Origin of the sequence: Streptomyces formicae (assembly GCF_002556545.1) — a bacterium.
GTDB classification, from domain to species: domain Bacteria; phylum Actinomycetota; class Actinomycetes; order Streptomycetales; family Streptomycetaceae; genus Streptomyces; species Streptomyces formicae_A.
Window position 1 is genome coordinate 7,525,708 of the sequence record NZ_CP022685.1, and the last position, 20,356, is coordinate 7,546,063.

The 20,356-nt window shown below is 72.8% G+C and carries 15 protein-coding genes; 5 read left to right on the top strand and 10 right to left on the bottom strand.

What is annotated here, in order from left to right; genetic code table 11:
* Window positions 1-1,338 (bottom strand): phosphatase PAP2 family protein, encoded by a 1,338-nt coding sequence (locus tag KY5_RS32720; RefSeq protein ID WP_098247618.1) that lies wholly within the window; start codon window positions 1,336-1,338, stop codon window positions 1-3.
* 191 nt (window positions 1,339-1,529) lie between these two features.
* Between KY5_RS32720 and KY5_RS32725 the strand changes: the two genes are divergently transcribed.
* Window positions 1,530-3,224: a class I adenylate-forming enzyme family protein gene (locus tag KY5_RS32725; RefSeq protein WP_234362970.1), complete on the top strand. Its 1,695-nt coding sequence runs from the start codon at window positions 1,530-1,532 to the stop codon at window positions 3,222-3,224.
* Window positions 3,225-3,414: 190 nt separating this feature from the next.
* Here the strand turns inward: KY5_RS32725 and KY5_RS32730 are convergent, their stop codons facing one another.
* Entirely contained in the window at window positions 3,415-5,127 is a 1,713-nt protein-coding gene (locus tag KY5_RS32730; RefSeq protein WP_098245592.1) for an amidohydrolase, read from the bottom strand.
* Between the two features lie 25 nt (window positions 5,128-5,152).
* Window positions 5,153-6,031, bottom strand: coding sequence for a mycofactocin-coupled SDR family oxidoreductase (locus tag KY5_RS32735; protein WP_098245593.1), 879 nt, complete (start codon window positions 6,029-6,031; stop codon window positions 5,153-5,155).
* Window positions 6,032-6,952: 921 nt separating this feature from the next.
* On the opposite strand from KY5_RS32735, the gene KY5_RS32740 reads away from it, so the two are divergent.
* The 4 genes from KY5_RS32740 to KY5_RS32760 all read left to right on the top strand — a co-directional run bounded on the left by KY5_RS32740 (window position 6,953) and on the right by KY5_RS32760 (window position 11,430).
* Complete coding sequence (locus KY5_RS32740) at window positions 6,953-7,969, top strand: hypothetical protein (RefSeq protein ID WP_098245594.1); 1,017 nt, start codon at window positions 6,953-6,955, stop codon at window positions 7,967-7,969.
* 103 nt (window positions 7,970-8,072) lie between these two features.
* Window positions 8,073-9,599 (top strand): amino acid permease, encoded by a 1,527-nt coding sequence (locus KY5_RS32745; protein WP_098245595.1) that lies wholly within the window; start codon window positions 8,073-8,075, stop codon window positions 9,597-9,599.
* Window positions 9,600-9,637: 38 nt separating this feature from the next.
* Entirely contained in the window at window positions 9,638-10,438 is an 801-nt protein-coding gene (locus KY5_RS32750) for a GNAT family N-acetyltransferase (RefSeq protein ID WP_199843344.1), read from the top strand.
* 251 nt (window positions 10,439-10,689) lie between these two features.
* Window positions 10,690-11,430, top strand: coding sequence for a hypothetical protein (locus KY5_RS32760; RefSeq protein WP_159072648.1), 741 nt, complete (start codon window positions 10,690-10,692; stop codon window positions 11,428-11,430).
* A 56-nt stretch (window positions 11,431-11,486) separates the two neighbouring features.
* Here KY5_RS32760 and KY5_RS32765 read toward each other — a convergent pair whose 3' ends face one another.
* The 7 genes from KY5_RS32765 to KY5_RS32795 all read right to left on the bottom strand — a co-directional run bounded on the left by KY5_RS32765 (window position 11,487) and on the right by KY5_RS32795 (window position 20,324).
* The gene (locus KY5_RS32765; RefSeq protein WP_234362971.1) at window positions 11,487-11,723 is read right to left on the bottom strand and encodes a DUF6332 family protein; all 237 of its coding nucleotides are present in this window, start codon (window positions 11,721-11,723) and stop codon (window positions 11,487-11,489) included.
* Window positions 11,724-11,767: 44 nt separating this feature from the next.
* Window positions 11,768-12,337: a hypothetical protein gene (locus tag KY5_RS32770; RefSeq protein WP_098245600.1), complete on the bottom strand. Its 570-nt coding sequence runs from the start codon at window positions 12,335-12,337 to the stop codon at window positions 11,768-11,770.
* 101 nt (window positions 12,338-12,438) lie between these two features.
* Window positions 12,439-15,183, bottom strand: a complete 2,745-nt coding sequence (locus tag KY5_RS32775) for an AfsR/SARP family transcriptional regulator (RefSeq protein WP_098245601.1) — start codon at window positions 15,181-15,183, stop codon at window positions 12,439-12,441.
* Between the two features lie 112 nt (window positions 15,184-15,295).
* Complete coding sequence (locus tag KY5_RS32780; RefSeq protein ID WP_098245602.1) at window positions 15,296-16,384, bottom strand: acyl-CoA dehydrogenase family protein; 1,089 nt, start codon at window positions 16,382-16,384, stop codon at window positions 15,296-15,298.
* Window positions 16,384-17,565 (bottom strand): acyl-CoA dehydrogenase family protein, encoded by a 1,182-nt coding sequence (locus KY5_RS32785; protein WP_098245603.1) that lies wholly within the window; start codon window positions 17,563-17,565, stop codon window positions 16,384-16,386. Before KY5_RS32785 ends, KY5_RS32780 begins: the two co-directional genes overlap by 1 nt.
* A gap of 44 nt (window positions 17,566-17,609) precedes the next feature.
* Window positions 17,610-18,803, bottom strand: coding sequence for a CaiB/BaiF CoA transferase family protein (locus KY5_RS32790; RefSeq protein WP_098245604.1), 1,194 nt, complete (start codon window positions 18,801-18,803; stop codon window positions 17,610-17,612).
* Between the two features lie 63 nt (window positions 18,804-18,866).
* Window positions 18,867-20,324, bottom strand: a complete 1,458-nt coding sequence (locus tag KY5_RS32795; RefSeq protein WP_098245605.1) for a CoA transferase — start codon at window positions 20,322-20,324, stop codon at window positions 18,867-18,869.
* Window positions 20,325-20,356: the final 32 nt, after the last annotated feature.

Consider the following 20,356-nt stretch of genomic DNA (forward strand, 5'->3'; position numbering starts at 1 on the left):
TCAGGCCGGTTCGGGCTGCGGTTCAGGGCGGAGCGCGGGGGGCGCGGGCGGCGCGGCCTCCGGCTCCCACGCTCTGGTGGTCCGCACGTAGCCGTAGATCACCGAGGCCGTCGCGAGGAGGACGAGCGGGCCGAACAGCCACGGGTGCGCGGCCATCCGCATCGGCAGATAGCGGTACGAGAGCAGGAGCGCGGCGAAGACCACCGTGCCGTAGGCCACGAGCCGGACCCCCGAGCGCTCCCAGCCCCGGTCGTACGTGCGCAGGGCCGCCTCGACGGTGAGCGCGAAGACCACGCCCGCGAGGAGGTCCACGCCGTAGTGGTAGCCGTAGCCCAGCGTCGCGCTGAGCGTGGCGACCAGCCAGAAGGTCCCCGCGTAGCGCAGCAGCCTGGGGCCCTTGCGGGAGTGGATGAAGATCGAGACGGACCACGCCGTGTGCAGGCTCGGCATGCAGTTGCGCGGTGTGAGCTCGTCGTACGGGACCGGGTGCGGGACGCCGATCGACGGCAGCGTGTGCGGCCACACGTTGGCCACCGCCCACTCGACGCCACCGGTGCCCGAGGTGCCGGGGCCGTACGCGAAGATCGGCCCGACCACCGGGAAGATCATGTAGAAGGCGGGTCCGACGAGGCCGATCACCAGGAAGGTGCGCACCAGGTGGTGGCGCGGGAAGCGCCGCTCGGTGGCCACGTTGCGCAGCTGGTAGAGGGCGACGGCGACCGCCGCGACCGCGAGCTGGGCGTAGACCAGGTCGATGACGTAGGGGACGAGCGAGCCGCTGGCGTCGAGGATCCGGCCCGCGAGCCACGACGGGTTGCCCAGCGCGTGGTCGGCGGTCGCCACGTACGGGTCGAGCACGTTCGGCCGGGTCTTCGCGGTGATCAGCAGCCAGGTGTCACCGGTCTTGCGCCCGGCCACGAGCAGCAGCCCCAGCCCGACGCCCTTCAGGAGCAGGACGCGTTCCTCGCCGGTGCGGCGCGTGATCGCGAAGGCCGCGCAGCCCAGCATCGCCCACAACGCGCCGTTTCCGAAGAACTGCCCCTCGGGCACATCGGCGTCGAGGGCCCACCGCACCAGGACGAAGACGGCGTCGATGCCGATCGCCGCTCCGGCCGCGATGAACCGCTGCCGCCAGGTGAGCACCACCATCATCAGCGCGAGACCGCCGTACAGCGGTCCCGGTTTGGGCGGGAAGATCACCTCGCGCGCCTGGTTGGTGATCGGTCCCGGCACGCCGCCGTAGTGACGCGCGGTGATCTCCAGGCCGATGAGGAGCGCGAGAGCCACAGCGCCCGCCGTGGCCCAGAGGGCGGCGCGCGGATGTTTCCGCGTAGGTATAGGTATCAAGTGCTTGGCCGATTGCTGGATGAGAGTTCTTCGAGAGCTCGATCATGCCATTGGGGATGCGGGACGCTTCGCGCGGTAGCGGCACTCACCGGGCCGGACCGGGGCATAGTACTCCGCCCGGCGATGGCCGAAGTTGCCCCCTGCGAGAGCGCGCATTCCCTGCGGCATGTTTGCATGTGTTCATGATCATTAACGCAGCGGAGACATCCGTTCCGCGTACGTACGTGGACCACATCCTGGAGCACTGGAACAAGGACGAGGACGCCGAGGCGCTCGTCCAGGGGACGCGCCGCCTGACCAGGGGAGAGGCCAGGCGGCGCCTGTTCGGCCTGGGGCACGCGCTGCGCGCGCAGGGACTCGGACCCGGCGACGGAGTGGGGCTGTTCCTGGCCAACCGCGTGGACTCCGTCCTGGTGCAGCTCGCGGTCCACCTCATCGGCTGCCGCGTCGTCTTCCTGCCGCCCGAGCCCGGCCCGGGCGAGCTCGCCGCGCTGGTCGAGCAGTCGGGCGCGCGTGCCGTGGTCACCGACCCGCTCTTCGCGGCCCGCGCCGCCGACGCGGCGGGCCGCAGCGTCCACGCGCCCGCGCTCCTCGGTCTCGGGCCCTGCGAGCCGCGGTGCACGGACCTGCTCGCCGTGGCCGCCGAGTGCCCGACGACGCGCCCCGAAGGCGTGCCCGCGCCGGGGAAGGACGAGGCCGTCACCGTCCTCTACACGGGCGGCACCCTGGGGCGCCCCAAGCTCGCCGCGCACACCCACCGGCTCTACGACGTGCTGGTGGACCTGGTCGAGGACGAGGACGAGGACGAGGTCGAGGACGAGCCTCAGGACACCTCGAAGGAATCCCGCTCCGGCTCCGGCTCCCGCTCCGGCTCCGGCTCCACGGGATTCTTCCCCGCCATGAACCCGGGCACGGACCGCGTGCTCGTCTCCACGCTGCTCACGCACGGCAGCGGCCACCTCACCTCGATCCAGGCCCTGGTGACGGGCTCCGCGCTCGTCGTGCTGCCCGAGTTCGAGGCGGGCGCGGCCCTCACGACGCTGCGCGACGAGCGGATCACCGCCACCATGTTCGTCCCGCCCATGCTGTACGCGCTCCTGGACCACCCGGAGTGCGAGCCGGGCGCGTTGCCCGCGCTGCGGCGCATCGTCGTGGGCGGCGCGGCCACGTCGCCGAGCAGGCTCCAGCAGGCGGTCGAGGTCTTCGGGCCCGTGCTCAGCCAGGGCTACGGCCAGTCGGAGGCGCTCGGCATCGCCGCGTTCGGCGCGGACGACCTCGCGTCCGAGGGCGCGAGGCGGCCCGAGCTCTGGCGCAGCTGCGGTCGCGCGATAGCCGACACCGAGATCGAGATCCGCGCCGAGGACGGCACGGAGGCGCTGCCCGTCCGGCAGGTCGGCGAGGTGTGCGTCCGGGGCGAGACGGTGATGCTCGGCTACTACGAGGACCCCGAGCGCACGGCGGCGGCGCTGCGGGACGGCTGGCTGCGCACCGGCGACCTGGGCTACCTCGACGCCGAGGGGTACCTCTATCTCGTCGACCGCGCCAAGGACATCATCGTCACCGGCAGCACCAGCGACAACGTCTACTCCCGGGTCCTGGAGGACTTCCTGCTCACGCTGCCCGGCGTGCGCAACGCGGCCGCGCTCGGCGTACCGGACGAGAACTACGGGGAGGCCGTGCAGATCTTCCTGGCCACGGCCGAGGGCGTCGACGTCGACCCGGACGTGGTCGGCGCCGCGGTCACCGCCGAGCTGGGCGACCTGTACACGCCGCGCAGGACGGTCCTCCTCGACCGCCTGCCGACGACCAAGGTCGGCAAGGTCGACAAGAAGGCGCTGCGCGCGGCGTGGACGAGCGCGGATCCTGACGTGCGGTAGGCCCGTCGGCGGTGCGCTAGGCCCTGTCGTCACACTCCCGTCTGCCCCGCGACGTCTGGCACGCACGCTCGCGGCGTTGCCGGAATGCCCGAGTAGGCCCACTACGAGGACATCCCGGCGCCTTGCGATCGCACGCACCAGACGCCGCGGGGCCGCCCTTCGGGCGACGACGGGAGTGTGACGACAGGGCCTAGGAGGGGCGCTCGGCCGCCCCTCTTCCCGAGTCGGCGTCGGCGTCGAAGACCAGCTCGCCTTCCACGAACGTCATCTTCACCCCGGTGGCGTGCACCTGAGTGATCGGCACCTCGAAGGGGTTCCGGTCGACGACGACGACGTCGGCGAGCATGCCGGGTTCGATGCGCCCGACGCGGTGCGCCATCCCCTCCTGGCGTGCGGAGTTGACCGTGAACAGGTCGAAGGCCTGGTCCAGCGTGATGGCCTGGGACGGGCCGAAGGACTCCGCACCGCCGCCGGGGCGCTGCCGGGTGACGAGGGTCTCGATGGCCGACCACGGGTTCACCGACGGCACGACGCACCAGTCGGATCCCGGCACGACCAGCGTGCGGCCTTCGAGCATCTCGCGTACCGGCCAGACGCGTTCGATCGCGGCGGGGCCGACGGCGGCCGCGATGTCGGAGCAGATGGGGGAGGGCTGCCACAGGTAGGGCGAGACCTCGAACGTCGCGCCGATCCGCGCCGCGCGCGCGATGTCGGCCTTCGCCACGAAGGTGCAGTGTCCTACGTTGTGCATGCACGGGCCGGGCCCGTTGGCCTCGCGGGCGGCCTCGACGGCGCCGAGCGCCGCCCTGACCGCCGCGTCCCCGGCCGCGTGGAACTTGACGGTGATGCCCATCCGGTCGAAGCGCGTCACCGCCCGGTCGAGGACCGCGGGCGCGATCGCGAGCAGCCCGTGCCGCCTGGCCTCGTCGTCCCGCCCCGCCACCGTGTTCTCGTACGGTTCGATCATCGCCGCCGTGTGGCTGTCGGTCGGCACCCCGTCGAGGAAGATCTTCACGCAGTCGGGCGCGACGCGGCGGCTCGCGTACCGGTTCCGGTTCGCGATCACCTCTTCGCACAGGGGGTCCACGGGGGACCACACGAGACAGAGCCGTACGCGCTGCTTGACCGCTCCGCGCGCGGCGAGGCCGGTGTAGGCGCGGAGTTCGGCGCGCGGCCCGGCGGTGAACCCGACCGCGGCCTCGGTGAACGAGGTGATCCCGTAGGAGAGCATCTCGCCGAGGGACCACTCCAGAGCGGCCTCCACCTCCTCGTCGGCCGGTTTGGGTGCCGAGAGCGCGAGGAGGTCGGCGGCGGTCTCGCGCTGGATGCCGCTCGGATTCCCCGCCGCGTCCCGCTCGAAGACGCCACCGGGCGGATCGGGAGTGCCGGGGCCGATGCCCGCGAGCCTGAGCGCGGCGCTGTTCGCCCAGGAACTGTGCCCGCTGGTGTCCTCCAGGAGGACCGGACGGTCGGGTACGACGGCGTCGAGCATGGTGCGGTCAGGGACGGCGCCCAGGGCGAAGGTGTCCCACTGCCCGCCGAGGACCCACGCGCCGGGAGCGGCCCGCGACGCGTGCTCGGCCACGATGCGGAGGGTGTCGGCCAGCGTCGATCCCTGCGGGACCTTGCAGCGGCGTTCGCGGATTCCGGCGTAGATCGGGTGTACGTGCACGTCGTGCAGGCCGGGAAGGACGGTGGCGCCGTCCAGGTCGATCACCCGTGTGCCCGGTCCGCACCGCCGCAGCGCGGCCTCGCGGCCGCCGACCACTTCGATGATTCCGCCGCGTACGGTGAGCGCCTCGGCCCAGCCGGAGGACGTCTTGACGCGACCGCCCGTCAGGATCGTGTCCGCGTACTGATCCGTGTGCTGATCCGCGTACTGATCGGCGTACTGATCGGTCATGGAGCTCGGCCTCCGGCTCGGTGTCTCAGCGGCGGTTGATGAACCCCGCGTCCACGGGCAGCGTGACCCCCGTGACGTAGCGCGCCTCGTCCGAGGCCAGCCACAGGACGGCGTTGGACACGTCGACCGCTTCGACGGTGTCCACCGGGAGGGCGTTCGGCGACTCCTCGGACAGGATCGGGTCCTGGGCGACGAACTCGATGACCGCGGGGTCGGTGACCATGCGGGTGGCCACGCCGGTGGGGTGCACGGAGTTCACCCTGATGCTGTGCGGGGCGAGGTTGTTGGCGTACGCGCGCATCAGCCCGACCACACCGTGCTTGGAGGCGGCGTAGCCGAGGCCGCCGTTGCTCGCACCGCCGATGCCGACCAGTCCCGCGGTGGAGCTGACGATCACGATCGAGCCGCCCCGCTCGGCGGCGACCATCGAGGGGATGGCCACTTCGATGGTGTGGAAGGTGCCGGTGAGGTTGACGGCGATGGCGTCGTGCCAGGCCTGCACCCTGTCCTCCACGAGGAGCGGCGCGATCCCGGCGTTGGCGACGACGACGTCGATCTGTCCGAACGCGTCGAGCCCGGCGTCGTACGCCTCCTGGAGCGCGTCCCGATCGCGCACGTCCGTCTGCCGGGCCACGACGCGACGGCCGAGCCCCCGCACGTCCTCGACGACTTCGTCCAACTCCTCGGGCGTCGACTGCGGGTAGGGCACGGTCTCGACGGGGCGGCAGATGTCCACGACGACCAGGTCGGCGCCTTCCTCGGCGAGCCGCCGGACGTGGCTGCGCCCGAGCCCTCCGGCCGCGCCGGTCACGAAGGCGACCTTGCCCGCGAGGCGTCCCCGCGCTTCCTGGTCCCGCGCTTCTTCGCCCCGCGCATCCTGGCTGCGTCGCGCCTCGTCCGGCATGGCGTGGCTCCTCGCTCTGTCTGGTGGCGAAGCGCGCGAGGGGGAGCCACGGGACAACGGCATGACTCGCGCCGTTCGGGACCGGTGGGACGAGCCGGTGAAGCGGACCGCTCCCTGGATATCTGGATAGCAGCGCGGACACGCGTACGGCAATGGCTCCGGCCGAGCCCGGGTCAACCGCGACACACGAACACGACGCGCCATTCGGAACAGCTCGTCGCGGGGCGGTTTGGTCGTACAGATAGTGAGATACCGCGTTGGACCGTAAAGTTCCGTGAGGCCCGGGATCCCCGCACTTCCGCTCGCGAAATCGCGTGATCACAGCCAGTGACCACCGCATCGAACTGGCCTAATGATCCTCTGGCTGGGCGACCGCCGCCCGGCCGCCCGGGCGCGCCCGCACGCGGTGACCCGCACGTCACTCGCGCACCATCAGCACACGTCAACTCGCCTATCCCGCAGGTGAATTGACCATTCCGCGAGCAACTCGCCTGCTGTGCAAGCGAGTTGATGGTCTCGTATTCAACTGTTCGCCCGTGTGCCGGAGTCACGCTCCCGCTCAGGGGCCGCACGGTCCGAGCGCTGCGGCGGGCCGGTCCGGTCACAGATGGCGACGCTCCTCCGCCGCATGGCCGAAACCTGAGGCCGAGCAACCTGGCAATCCCGGGATTCTCTGGTCATGCGCCTCTCCAGGCACTTAAGTACCTGTCGGGCACTCGCTACCGGCCAAGAGCGAAAGTCGTCGGCCGGGTCATGCGCCAGCGGCCGTCCGCGTCTTGTTCGTCGGCCCACCGCTGTCCTGCGCACGACCGTGTTCACCGTCCCGACTGTCCCGAGGGTCCTTCCGCTTATGGCCGCCAGTGCACACCGCTCGGTGTCGTGCTCACACCACCCGGCAGCGCCGTCCGAGGAGGGGCGCTGATGGAGAGTGCGAACCCGGCCGGCCGGGACGCGGACCTCTATGCGGCGGTGCACGACATCCAGGCGGGTTACTGGATGCAGATGCGGCAGGTCCTCGCCCGGACGGGCAACTGGCCCCAGTGGACGTCCCGTACGCAGGTCCTCGGCGTCGTCGCCGCCCAGGCCAACGTCGTGGAGCTGTGGCTGAAGGAGGAACCGGAGAGCCTCGCCGCCCGGGTGATGTACGCCAGGGTCGCCACCGAACGGGTGCTCCAGGCCCACCGCAGGGACTGGGCGCGCGACTACCGGCGGGCGGAGGACCTGGAGAGACTGGTGGCCCGCGCCCGGGAGGCGTGCCGCAAGGCGGGCGAGGGGAACCCCGACGACGCGGTGCCCTGGATCTGCCGCCTCGCCCTGGCCGAAGCGGACACGACCGGGCGCTACCCGGAGCACCACGTGGCTCCGCCGCCCCATGAGTACCTGCTGCCCGGTGGGCCGTGGGGCCTGCTGGGGGAGGCGCACCGACGCGATCCGTTCAACCGCGAGGCATGGCACCGCATGTCCCAGGCGCTCCAGGCCCGCCCAGGACCGGCGGGCCGCCAGGCGGTCGCGACGGACTTCGCCCGCTGGACGGTCTCCTTCGCGCCGCCCGACTCGCCCCTGCTCCTGCTGCCCCTCTACGCCCGCATGCAGGAGCACAGGGAGCGCAGGGACTCCGGCGCCGACCGCATGCTGAACCTGCTGTGGACCAGGGAGGACACCACCCGGGCCGTCACGCAGGCGTTCGAGGGCTGGTTCCGTAAGTGCGATCCGGCCACCAGTTCCCAGCTGGACCTGAACTACCTCGCCTACGCGTCGGCGAGGGGCGGATTCGCCCAGTGGGCGACCGAAGTGTTCGACGCCATCGGTGACTTCGCCACGCCGGCCCCGTGGCAGTACGACGCCAGGCACCCCAAGGACCAGTGGCGGAAGGCGTTCGAGGAGGACCGCGACGCCTGCCTGAGATCCCATCCGCGGCATACGGGAGGACACGCATGACCGCCGACCCGGGCCCCACCGGCGGACGCCGCCACGTCCCGCCCGCGGCCCGGCGGCCACCCCGCCTGCACGCCCCATTCCAGCTTTCCTGTGCGGAGAACCCATGACTTCGGTACGAACATCGCGCCAGCAGCCGAGCCCGGTCGACGACGACGGGGAGGACGCGCGCATCCTCCAGTCGCTGGGCTACACCCAGCAACTGCACCGCCGGATGGGGGCTTTCGGCAACTTCTCGGCCTCCCTGTCGGTCATCTCGATCATGTCGGGGACGCTGCTCCTGTTCGGCTACGGCCTGAACTCGGGCGGCCCCGCGGTGATCACGTGGGGTTGGCTCGCCGTCGGGCCGCTGGTGCTGTGCCTGGCCGCGGCCCTGGCGGAGATCACCTCGCGCTACCCGACCAGCGGCGGCCTGTACTACATGGCCCGCCAGCTCGGCGGCGAGCGCTGGAGCTGGTACACGGGCTGGCTCAACCTCCTGGGCCTGCTCGGCGGCATCGCCGCCCAGGACTTCGGCATCGCGACGTTCACCGCCGCGTGGCTGAACCTGCAGTTCGACTACACGGCGAGCTCGGGCTCCCTGCTGGCCATCTACGCGGTCGTCCTCGCGCTGCACGCGGTCCTGAACCTCTTCGGCACCCGGCTGATGAACATCCTCACGTCCCTCAGCGCGTGGTGGCACCTGGCGGGGGCCGTGGTCATCATCGGCTCCCTGGCGCTCGTGCCCTCCCACCACCAGTCGGCCGGGTTCGTGTTCTCCGAGTTCACCAACAACACCGGCTGGGGCGCCCCGGTGTACGTGATCCTGCTCGGCATGCTGCTGCCGGTCTTCGCCCTGGCCGGTTACGACACGTCGGCCCACCTGAGCGAGGAGACCAACCACGCCTCCGTCGCCGCGGCCCGCGGGGTCTTCCGCTCGGTGGCGGTGTCCTGGATCGCCGGTGGCATCCTGCTGACCACGCTGCTCTTCGCCATCCAGGACTACGCCACGACGCTGTCAGGACCGACCGGCGTACCCGTGGCGCAGATCATGCTCGACGCGCTCGGCATGGCGGCGGCCAAGGCGCTGCTCCTGGTGATCATCGTGGCCCAGTTCCTGTGCGGCTACACCGTGACCGCCAGCGCCAGCCGGATGATCTACGCCTTCGCCAGGGACGGCGCCCTGCCGGGATCCGGCCTCTGGAAGAAGGTCAGCCGCCGCACCGCCATCCCCGCCAACGCGGTCTGGCTCGCGGTCGCCGTGGCCTTCGTGCTCGCGCTGCCTTCCTTGTACTCCTCCACGGCGTTCGCGGCGGTGACCGCGATCTCGGTCGTGGGATTCACCTCGGCGTACGCCATCCCGGTGCTGCTGCGACTGATCCACAGCGACCGATTCAGCCCGGGGCCCTGGCACTTGGGCCGCTGGAGCAAGCCGATCGGCTGGGTGGCGGTGGTGTGGGCGGCCGCGGTCACGGTCCTGTTCCTGCTGCCGCAGAGCAGCCCGGTCACCGCCACGACCTTCAACTACACCCCCGTCGCCGTAGTGGTGGCCTTCCTCATCGCCGCCCTGTGGCGGCGCTTCGGACGCGATTCCTACCACGTGCCCCGCTCCGGTTCCGCCACCGAGGACAAGCAGTTCGAAGGCATCATCTGATGACGACCCCAACGACCCCAACGACCCACGGGAGTACGGTGACCGGCCTCACGGAGTCCGTCGAATCTGTCCAGCAGCTCACGGTGGCCTGGCGCGCCCTGGTGCTCGACCGCGAGGCGGACGCGGACGTGCGCGACCTGCCCGGCATCTCCGTCCGCTGGGCGGACTGTCGATTCTCGTTCTTCAACTGCCTCACTCTGACCGAACCGGAAGCAGGAGCCGATCTCCTCGCGCGACGCCTGAGCCAGGCGGCGGACATCATGCGCGCGAAGAAGCACCCGGGCTACCTGTGGCTCTTCGAGGGCCTCCTCGACGACGAGGCCCGCACCACGCTGGCCGCGGCGGCCGAGCAGGCGGGCCTGGAGCACGCCTTCCCCGGCACGGGCATGGCCGGAGACCTGCTGCCCGTCCCCGATCCGGTCCACCCCGACCTCACGTTCGTACGCGTGCGCACCGACGAGCACCTGCGGGCCTACGCGGACCTCCAATCACGTGCCTACGGCTTCCCCTTGGAGGAGGGCCGCGACGGCCTGGTCGGATCCGCGCACTGGAAGAGCGGGATGTACGCCTACCTGGCGATGCGCGGCGACGTCCCGGTGGCGTGCGCCGCGACGGTGGAAGCGGACGGCCGCCTCTTCGTCGCCTTCGTCGCCACCGACCCGGAGTGGCAGCGCAGGGGCTACGGCGAGGCGGTCACGCGCAAGGCCCTGCACGAGGGCGCCCGAGCCACCGGCCTGACCCGCGCCACCCTGCACGCGACGGTCGCCGGTGCGCCCGTGTACCCGCGCATCGGCTTCGTGCCGAACTCGCCCATCCACTTCTACCAGTTGAAGGAGTGAGCGGACGGGCCGTCGGCCACGGTCAACCAGTGAGGCGATCTGGTCGGGGCAGTTCCGAAGCCTGAGTGATGCGCCGCACCCGGTAGTAGTCGGCGATGCAGGAGGCCGGCCACTGCGCGCGCCCGCCGTGGCGGAACGGCTCGGTCATCCTGCTGAGCGGCAACCGTTCGTACGGCAGGACCTGGCTCCCGCCCGCGGCCTGACTCCGCATCCAGCGATTTTGCAGGTCCCAGCCGTGGGCGCGGGTGACCATGCCGGATTCGAGGGCCCCGAGCGACACGGCGAGGGCGACGCAGACGGCGGCGCACACCGCCGAACCGGCGGCCAGGACAGGACCGGTGTGTTGGACCCGGCCCCGCAGGGCGCGAAAGGCCCGCTACATCGCGGCGTACGGGGGCGACCCGGGGTGGGAGTGCCACGACGACGCGGGCTGCGGCGACTACAGCCAAGGCGGCACCCACGCCCTCACCAGCCGCAAGGGCTGGGCACGCAGCACCCATCCGCGCTACCCGGGACCGCTGCCCGCGTCGGCCACCGACCGCACGGGCCGGATCGTCGCCTACGGAGTGCTCGGCACCCGGGCCGTCCGCTGGCAGGAGAGCGCACGCGGCAGCGGGCACTTCGGGGCCCCGCGGAACCTCGGGGGCGGACCGCTGGCACCGGCCCTGTCCGCGGTGGTCGACGCGCCCTCGGCCGCCACGGCCGGTACCCCGCTGCCGCACTTCACCGGCTACGCGCCGGTCACCGCGCGGCTGGCCGCGGAACCGGGCGGCAGGCCCGTGCCGGTCCTGCTCGGCATGGACGACAACGGCCGGGCACAGGTCCAGTTCGGCCCGACCCTGGACGCGCGCCCCCTGCCCGCCCCGAACCGCCCGGCCACCGTGGGCACACCCTCGCTCCTGACCCCGCACGGACGCCCTCTGGCGGTGGTGGGAATGTCGCCCGACGCCACGCCGTGGATCTGGCGACCGCAGACGGCTCCGCGGGCGTGAGACCGGCGCGCGTCGGGTCCGCGGGCCATCGGGGAGGAAGCCGAGGACGCAGCCGGTCAGCGGCTCCGGGCGCTGCGCTGGTCGGCCTCAGGGGCGCGCTGCCCGAACCGCCACAGCACCTCGACCGTCCGGGCGACGAACGCCGCGGCCGCCGCGACTCCCGCCGCAGTGATGCATCCGCTCTTCGCCGAGCCGGACACCCATCCGTACAGCACCGGCAGCACGAACAGGAGGAACGCGGCCGCGGCGTACAGCGCCGCGGAGCACAGCGCGAAGACGGTCTCGGTGGTCATCGCGTCCCGTTCGGCCTGGGTACGACGCGTGCGTCGGCCGCCCGTCACGGGTGGTAGATCTCGGCGACCTTCACGGCGATGCCGTCCGAGTCCTTGAGGACCTTCACCTTGACGGTGCCCGCCCTGGCGGCCTTCACCAGGTCGTCGTAGGTGCACTTGACGGTGCCCGCGCCGGTGCCGTCGGCGGAGACGCTGCCGTCCGGGGACCCGCAGATCGCCGCCGCGCCGAGGATGGCAGTGCTGTTCTCGACGAGGAACGCCTGGTCGCCGACCATCATCTTGTGGTCGGCGAGGTAGGTGAGCGTGCCGGTGTACGTGCCCTCGCCGCCTCCGGTGTTGACGCCCTCGCCGTCGGCGCCGGTGCTGGTGCCGTCCTGCTGGGAGGCGCCGCCGGAGTCGGCGGAGCCGGTGTCGTTCTTGTCGTCGTCGGCCGCGGGCCTGCCGCTCGGCTCCGCCGAGTCGCCCGGCGCCTTCGAGGAGGTGGCCGGGTTGGTGGAGTCGGCGGCGCCGCTGTCCTGCGTGCCGTCGCCGTCGTTGCAGGCGGTCAGCGAGAGGGCGAGAGCCGCGAAGGCGGCGACGGCGAGTGTGGACTTCTTGCGCAGGGCGGTACGCATGGTGGTGTTCCCCCGATGGTGGTGGCCGTGGTGTACGTCCTCAGCCTGCCGCGTCGCGCTGCCGTTCCGCTAACACCTGACTAACGCGATGTCGTCGCAGGTCAAAGGGGTTGCGCGAGGGTCTTCTCGACCTGTTCCGCTTTGGCCAGGTACGCGGCTTCCGAGTGCGGCTCGTCGAGCACGGCGGCGACCTCCCCGAGCCGGGTCAGGGCCCGTACCGTGCGCGCGGGGAGGTCCTCCTCCTCGTTGGCGGCGACAGCGGCGAGCAACGCCTCGCGGGCCTCCTGGTGCAGTCCGCTGTCGTGCAGCGCGATGCCGTACGACTCCCAGATGAGCGGGCGCCAGCCGACGATCTCGTTCTCGGGGACGGCGTCGACGCAACGGGCCGTCTGCTCGGCCGCCGCCGCGAAGTCTCCCTGGGCCAGGGCGACATGGGCGGCGTGGTAGTGCTCCAGGGTGACGGCGATCGGATGGTCGGCCGTCCGGGCGTCGCGCGCGGCGTCGGCCAGTGCGTCGAGCACGCCGACCGGGTCGCCGTGCCGGTGGCGGGCGATGGCGAGCAGGACGAGGACCTGGCAGGAGACCTCGGGGGCGAAGCTGCGCAGCGGAGCCACCGCACCGGCCAGCAGGGTCTCGGCGCGCGCGAACTGCCCGGTCTCCACGAACAGCATGCCGGTGACGGCCCGCAGCCAGCCGATGCCCTCGGTGCTGTCGATCCGCTCGGCGGCGGCGAGGGCCGTGTGCAGCGGCTGCTGCCAGCCGGGGTGCGGCCGCCCGTGGACGAGCGGCCACAGCAGGGCGGCGAGCCGCCAGGTGCGGTCCTCGTCGCCGAGCCGGGCGGCCGCCGAGACGGCGGCCATCAGTGACTCCTGCTCCTTGAGGAACCAGCCGAACACGGCGTCGCCGTCGGCGAACCGCGGCACGGGAGGCCCCGGTGCGAGTCCTTCGGGCAGGGGCACGGTCCGCGAACCTGTGGGGTCGAACACGTCCACGGCGGCGTGCTGGGCGCGCAGCCAGTGGTCGACCACGCGCCGGGTGACCGCGTCGGCCGCTTCCGCGCGGGGCAGTCCGCGCGCGTAGAGCCGTACGAGGTCGTGCAGGCTGTAGCGGTCCGGTCCCGCCTCCTGGACCAGGTGCGCCGAGGCGAGCCGGTCGAGCCCCGCGCGGGCCTCGGCGAGCCCGATCCCCGCGGCGGCCGCGGCGGCGTAGGCGTCGCTCTGCCGGGTGAAGGAGTGCCCGAGGGCGCCGAGCAGCGCGGCGTCGGCGGCGTCGAGGCAGGCGACGGAGGCGCGCAGGGCGGTCTCCACCCCGGTGTCCTCCGCGGAAAGGAGCGCCAACCTGCTGCGCTCGTCGGCGAGTTCGACGGCCAGGTCGCCGACCGTCCAGTGCCGACGGCCCTTGAGCCGGGCGGCGGCGATGCGCAGGGCGAGCGGCAGGCCGTCGCACAGCCGGGCCACCTCGCGAACGGCCCGCTCGTCGGAGGCGTCGGGGCCGAGGGCCTCCGCGAGCAGCAGGGACGCGTCGTCCTCGCCGAGCACCTCGATGGGGACCGGCGTCGCGCAGTCCGAGGCGATGACGGCGTCGAGCCGGGTCCGGCTGGTGACGACAGTGGCGCAGTCCGGGCCGCCGGGCAGGAGAGGACGGACCTGGGCGGAGTCCTTGGCGTTGTCGAGGACGACGAGCAGCCGCCGCTCCTTGACCAGGGACCGGAACAGTGCCGCCGCGGCGTCGGGCGAGTCGGGCACGGCCTGGGCCCGCACGCCGAGGGCGAGCAGGAAATCCCCGAGGACATCGGCCGGTCGGGCGGGATCGGTGCCGCTGTGTCCGCGCAGATCGGCGAAGAGCCGGCCGTCGGGGTAGGCGTCGGCGTGCGCGTGCGCCCACTGCACGGCCAGCGAGGTCTTGCCGACCCCGGCGGGTCCTGCGACCAGGGCGATGGGGGCCTCGGCGCCGGTGGCGGTGGTCAGCGCGGCGAGTTCGGCGGCGCGGCCGTGGAATCCGCGGGGCGGGCGCGGCAACAGGTCGGGAGCGGCCTCGGCGGCCCGCACGGGCGTCCGCCCGGGTGCCGGATGATGCGCCGCGAGCCCCTCTTCCCGCCCTGCCCCGGCCGTCCCCTCGAGGACCTCCTCGTACGCCTCCCGCAGCACGGGCCCCGGGTCGACGCCCATCGCGTCGGCGAGCTCTTCGCGGGTGCGGTGGTACTGCTCCAGGGCGTCGGACTGACGGCCCGTGCGGTTCAGCGCCCGGATCAGCGCGGCGATCAGCGGCTCGCGCAGCGGGTGCGCCGCGGCCTCCTGGCCGAGCAGCGCCACCGCCCGGTGGTGCTCGCCGAGTACGGCGTAGGTGGCCGCCAGTTGTTCGACCGTGGCGAGTCGGCCCTCCTCCAGCGCGTTCGCGGCGGCGAGCAGCGGGGCCGTGCCGTTGATCCCGCCGAGCGCGGGGCCCTGCCACAGGGCCAGCGCCTCGCGCAGCATCAGCGCCGCGTCGGCCGGCTCGTGCTGCCGCCGGGCCAGTGCGACCAGGTCCTCGAAACGTCGCGCGTCGAGGAGCGTCTCGGGCAGTCGCAGCGCGTACGCCCGCCCGTGCGTGGTCAGTTCGACCCCGTACGCGTCCAGACCCGCCTCGGAGATCAGTGCGCGCAGCCGTGAGACGTGCCCCTGGATGACGGTGCGCGCGTGCCGCGGCGGCTCGTCCTCCCACAGTGCCTCGGCGAGCGTGTCGACGGAGACGGCGGCCGGGGCCCGCAGCAACAGCATGGCCAGCAGACTCCGCCGCTTGGCGGGCCCGAGCGGCACGGGCCCCGCCCCGCCGTTGATCGCCACGGCTCCGAGGAGCTGGAACTCCATGTACGTGCACTCTCCTGGCGGGCCGACGGGACGGGAAGGACGGGGCTAGCGAGGATATCGCCAGGTGGCACCGGCGAGTCGGGGCCCGGTGCGGCGGTCGGCGAGCCTGCGGTCAGGGCGTGGCGGCGAGGGACGGCCAGAGCGTGGTGGCGGTGAGGGAGCGGGCCAGGCGGCGGGCCCAGTAGGTCTCGTCGCCGTCCTCGTCGCGCCAGGACCACAGGCGGGTGGTGGCGAGGTGGAGCGGGTTGAGCCGGGTGATGCCGATGGCGCCGTGCAGTTGGTGGGCGATGCGGGCGATCTCGGCGGCCGACGCGGACGCCTGGGTCTTGGCCGCGGCGACGGCGCCGTGTGCGACGGGACCGCCGGTGTCCAGTGGGGCGGCGGCGGCCCCGACGGCGGCGCGGACCAGGGCCGCCTCCTCGATCAGCCGCGCCTCTTCCTGCTTGACGGCCTGGAAGCGGCTGAGCGGACGGCCGAACTGGGTGCGCGCGCCGGTGTGGGCGACCGTCAGGTCGACGCAGCGTTCGGCGGCACCGGCGATCAGGGCGGAGCGGGCCAGGGCCGCGCGGAGCCCGGCCTCTTCGAGTACTTCGGGGGTGATCCGGCGGACCTGCGACGCCGGGATCTCCACGGCAGCCAGGTGCAGGTCGTCGCGGGGTTCCCCGGCGAGGTTGCCCCCGGGGGTGAGGACGGCCCGGCCGGGAGGCAGGGTGAACAGGACGGGGCCCGAGGGGGCGGTGGCCAGGACGACCACCTCGGTGACGGCGCGGGCCCAGGGAACGCGGTGCAGGGCACCGGTGACCAGCAGGGAGTCGTCCTCGCCCAGGCAACCGGCCGAGCCGACGGCTGAGGCGGCGGGACGCGCGTAGCGGATCGTCAGGTCGGGGGCGATCGCGTAGCTGAGCGGCCCTTCGGGGACGGGGAGTCCGGCGCGGCGCAGAAGGGGGCGGGCGACCAGGGCCGTCTCGGCGAACGGGGCGGGGACGGCGCGGTGCCCTGCCTCCTGGACGGCGGTGAGGAGTTCGGCGGTGGAGGCGTCCTCGGAGGGAAGGGCCACGGCGTCGGGAGCGGTGGTGTTGGTGACGACGGCGATGGCGTCCGCGGCGTGGAAGGCGGCGGTGTCGTAGGCGTCGGCGGAGATGACGGGGGCGCCGGTGTCGATCGTGTGGGTGTTCGTCTGGGTTTCCGTCCGGGGTTCCATCAGTGCTGCTCCAGACCGCGAGTGATGATGCCGCGAAGGATTTCGTTGGTGCCGCCGCGCAGGGTGTAGCCGGGGCTGTGCAGCAGGGCGAAGGCGAGCAGTTCGGGGTGGCTGCCGGGAGTGGCGTGCGGATCGGCCGGGGTCGGCAGGATGCCGCGGACGGTGTCGACCAGCGTGCCCTCGAGACGGGTGCCGAGGTCCTTGACCAGGGCGGCCTGGATGTCGGGCGAGGCGCCCGCGTCCAGCGAGGCCGCCACTGCGAGGGACAGTCGGCGGACGCTGTGCAGACGGGCCGTCAGGATGCCGACCTCGGTGAGCTGTGCGGCCGTGGCCGAACCCCGTTCCAGTTCGCGGAGCAGGGAGACCAGCAGGGGGAAGGTGGACAAGTAGCGTTCCGGGCCGCTGCGTTCGAAGGCGAGCTCGCCGGTGACCTGCTGCCAGCCGTCGCCCCGCCGTCCGAGCACCATGCCGTCGGGAACGTCGACGCCCTCGAAATGGCAGGCGTTGAAGCGGTGCTCGCCGCTCATCAGCCGGATCGGCTCGATCCGCACGCCCGGCGCGCGCAGGTCGACGAGGAACTGGCTGAGCCCCGCGTGCTTGTCGTCGGTATCGTCGGTGCGGGCCAGGACGATGGCGTAGTCGTTGACGTGGGCGCCGCCGGTCCACATCTTGGTGCCGGTCAACCGCCAGCCGTCGGCGGTGCGTTCGGCTCGGGTGGCGACCGAGGCCAGGTCGGAGCCGCTGCCCTTCTCGCTCATGCCGATGGAGAAGAAGCACTGCCCTGCGGCGATCCCCGGCAGGAAGAAGCGACGCTGCTCCTCGGTGCCGTGCCGGAGGATGGACGGCCCTGCCTGCCGGTCGGAGACCCAGTGGGCGCTGACCGGGGCGCCGGCCGCGAGCAGTTCCTCGATCACCACGTAGCGGTCGAGGAAGCCGCGGCCCGCGCCGCCGTACTCGACGGGCAGGGCCATGCCGACCCAGCCGCGCTCGGCGAGGCGACGGCTGAAGCCCGGGTCCCAACCGGCCAGCCAGGAGTCGGGGCGGCCGAGGACGGTGCCGAGGGCGCGCTCCTCCTCGAGGAAGGCGCGGACCTCGTGGCGAAGCCCACGGGCCGATTCGGGCAGGGCGACATCGGGGAATGCGATCGGGGAAGGCGTCGGGGAAAGTACCGAAGGGGACATGGTTGATCCGCTCCAGGGGTGGGTGATGGGTGAGGAGAACGCGGTCAGTTCGCGGGATGCAGCAAGGCGGGGTCGAAGCCGACGTCGCGGAGCACCTGGTCGGTGTGCTGGCCGATGCGCGGGCAGGGCCGCGGCTCAGGCTCCGGGTCGGCCGAGTAGCGGACCGGGCGGCCGATGACCCGGTAGCGGCCCTCGGTGGGGTGCTCGGCGTCGCGCAGCAGGCCGCCCTCCTGGGCGTAGGCGGTGGTGGCTGCGGACTCCAGGTCGAGCACGGGGGCGGCGGCGATGCCCGCCCGGTCGCAGAACTCCTGCCATGCGGCGCTGGTGTGCAGCGGCGTCAGCTCCGCGAGCAGCGGATAGAACGCGTCGGCGTTGCGGGCCCGCTCGGGTCCGGTGGCGAAGCGCGGGTCGGAGGCCAGGTCGGGGCGGTCCACGAAGGCGGTGAAGTCCCGCCAGTCGCGGTCGCTGTGCGGCATGATGCACATCCAGCCGTCGGCGGTGCGCAGGGCGCGGCGCTGCGGGCTGAGCGAGCGGGCCGAGCCGAACTCCCCGTCGGTCTCCAGGGCGGCCGCTCCCAGGTGCTCGACCAGGTTGAAGGCGAGCATGGTGTCGGCCATGGGGACTTCGACGTGCTGCCCGGTGCCGCCGTGTTCCCGGTAGTGCAGCGCGGCCAGGACCGACTGGGCGATCTGCATGCCGCAGATCTTGTCGGCAAGGACCGTGGGAACGTAGTGCGGTTGGCCGGAGACCTGGTGGTTGAGCCAGACCAGGCCGCTGGCCGCCTGGATGACGTCGTCGTAGGCGGCGCGGGTGCCGTAGCGGCTGTCGCTGCGGAAGCCCTGGGCACTCGCGTAGACCAGGCCGGGGTTGACGGCCGCGACCTCTTCGTAGCCGAGACGGAGCTTCGCCAGGGCCTGCGGGCGCAGGTTGGTGAGGAAGACGTCGGCGGTGCGGAGCAGGGCGATGAGGGCGTCGCGGCCGCGCGGGGCCTTGAGGTCGATGGCGGCGCTGCGCTTGTTGCGGTTCAGGTTGAGCGCGGGGCCGCCCATGCCGGGGTGGCGTTGCGGCGGGTAGTGGCGTGTCATGTCGCCGGTGGGCGGCTCGACCTTGATCACGTCCGCGCCCAGGTCGCCGAGTTGCTGAGCGGCGTACGGGACCATGATCACGCTGGCGAGTTCGATGACGCGGACTCCGGAGAGGAGTCCGTGGCCGGTCGGACCGCTCGGCTTCTGGGACATCTTCTGGTGCCTCCTGGGGCATCGAGGGGGAGGGGATCGCGCCCCGAAGGGACGCGGGCGCGCTCAGCCCCACTGGAGCGCCGCGGACCCGAGCGGCGACCGCCTTCCGGGCTGGGGGACCGCGCGCCCGCTGTAGGCGAACGGCGTCGCCGGTTCGGTGAGCGGCCCGAAGTCGGTTCCGGTGGTGGTCAGTTCGGCGAACGCGGGGCGCCCGGGGCGGGGCAGGTCGCGTACGTCCTCCCGCGCGAGAAGGCCGAGGTCCCGCACCCAGTGGCACACCCCGGCCAGGGTCACGCGGATCCGCCAGGAGCCGCCTTCGGCGGCACGTCGGCGCAGGGCCGTGGCGACGGCGGCGGCCCCGAGGTAGGCGGCGAGGTAGTCGTTGACCAGGTACGTCGGCGGCAGCGAGGGCCGGTCGGTCCACTCCTCGACGGCGAACCCGGTTGCTGAGCAGGCCAGTTGGTCGAACCCGCCGCGTTCGCCCCAGGGGCCTTCGGCGCCCCAGGCGTGGTACTCGAGGGTGATCAGTCCGGGGCGGCGCCGTACGAGTTCCTCGGTGCCTGCCCCGTGCCGGGCCAGTCCGCGGTAGGCGTGCGCGAAGACGTCCGCGTCCTGGAGCGCGGCATAGAAGGCCGCGCGGTCGTGGTCGTCACGCAGGTCGCAGTAGGCGTTGCGCTTGCCGCCGCCGGTCATCGCGATCATCGGGATCGGGTCGGGGCGGTCGGGACGCGTCAGGTGCAGCACGTCGGCGCCGAACTGGGCGAGGAGCCGCGCCGCGACGGGACCGGCGATGACATGCGTCAGGTCGAGCACCCGGATGCCCGCGAACGCCTCGTCGGCCGCACTGATCGGCGCCAACGGCCGCAGGGGCCCGTCACCGACACGTTCGATCTCGACGACCGGACGCCCCGCGACGTGCCGCCCGGCGGGGTGCGCGAGCCACTCGTCCCGGCTGCGCACCACGCAGGCGACGCCACCTCGCGCGCAGATGGCCTCCTCCAGGGTGAAGGCGTCCCAGTCGGCCGCGGCCCGTGCGATCCCCACCGCGTCGAGGCCGCACCTCAGCACGGAGTGGACCGCGTCCCGCAGATGCGGATAGGTGGTGATGATGAAGATCCAACGGCCGTCGCGCGCCCGGTAGAAGTCGTTGTTCCCGAGCAGCGTCGGATCGTCGAGCAGAGCGCCGAGCGGACGCCCCGAGAGCGTCGTGTGGTGCGTCGCCATGAGCTGGTCGATCGCGGCCCCGGCCCGCACCCGAACCCTCTGGCGCGGGTGGCCGCGCTGTTCGCCGACCGCTGCCGTCTGGCGCCCGAAGACCCCGATCGCGGCGGACATGGCATCGGCGAGGCGGTGTACCGAGGGCACCAGGGGATCGGCTCCGACCACGGTGATGTCTTCGGCACCCCGGGCCGGATCGGGGTCGCCGAGGGTGTGAAGGAGCCGGGAGACGATCTCGCCGGTGGGCGGCATGGGCATCGGCGTCGGTGTCGGCTTGGTCGCGGTCGGCGTGTGCGAAGTCATGCCGGGATGCTCGTTCCGAGCACGGCACGAAC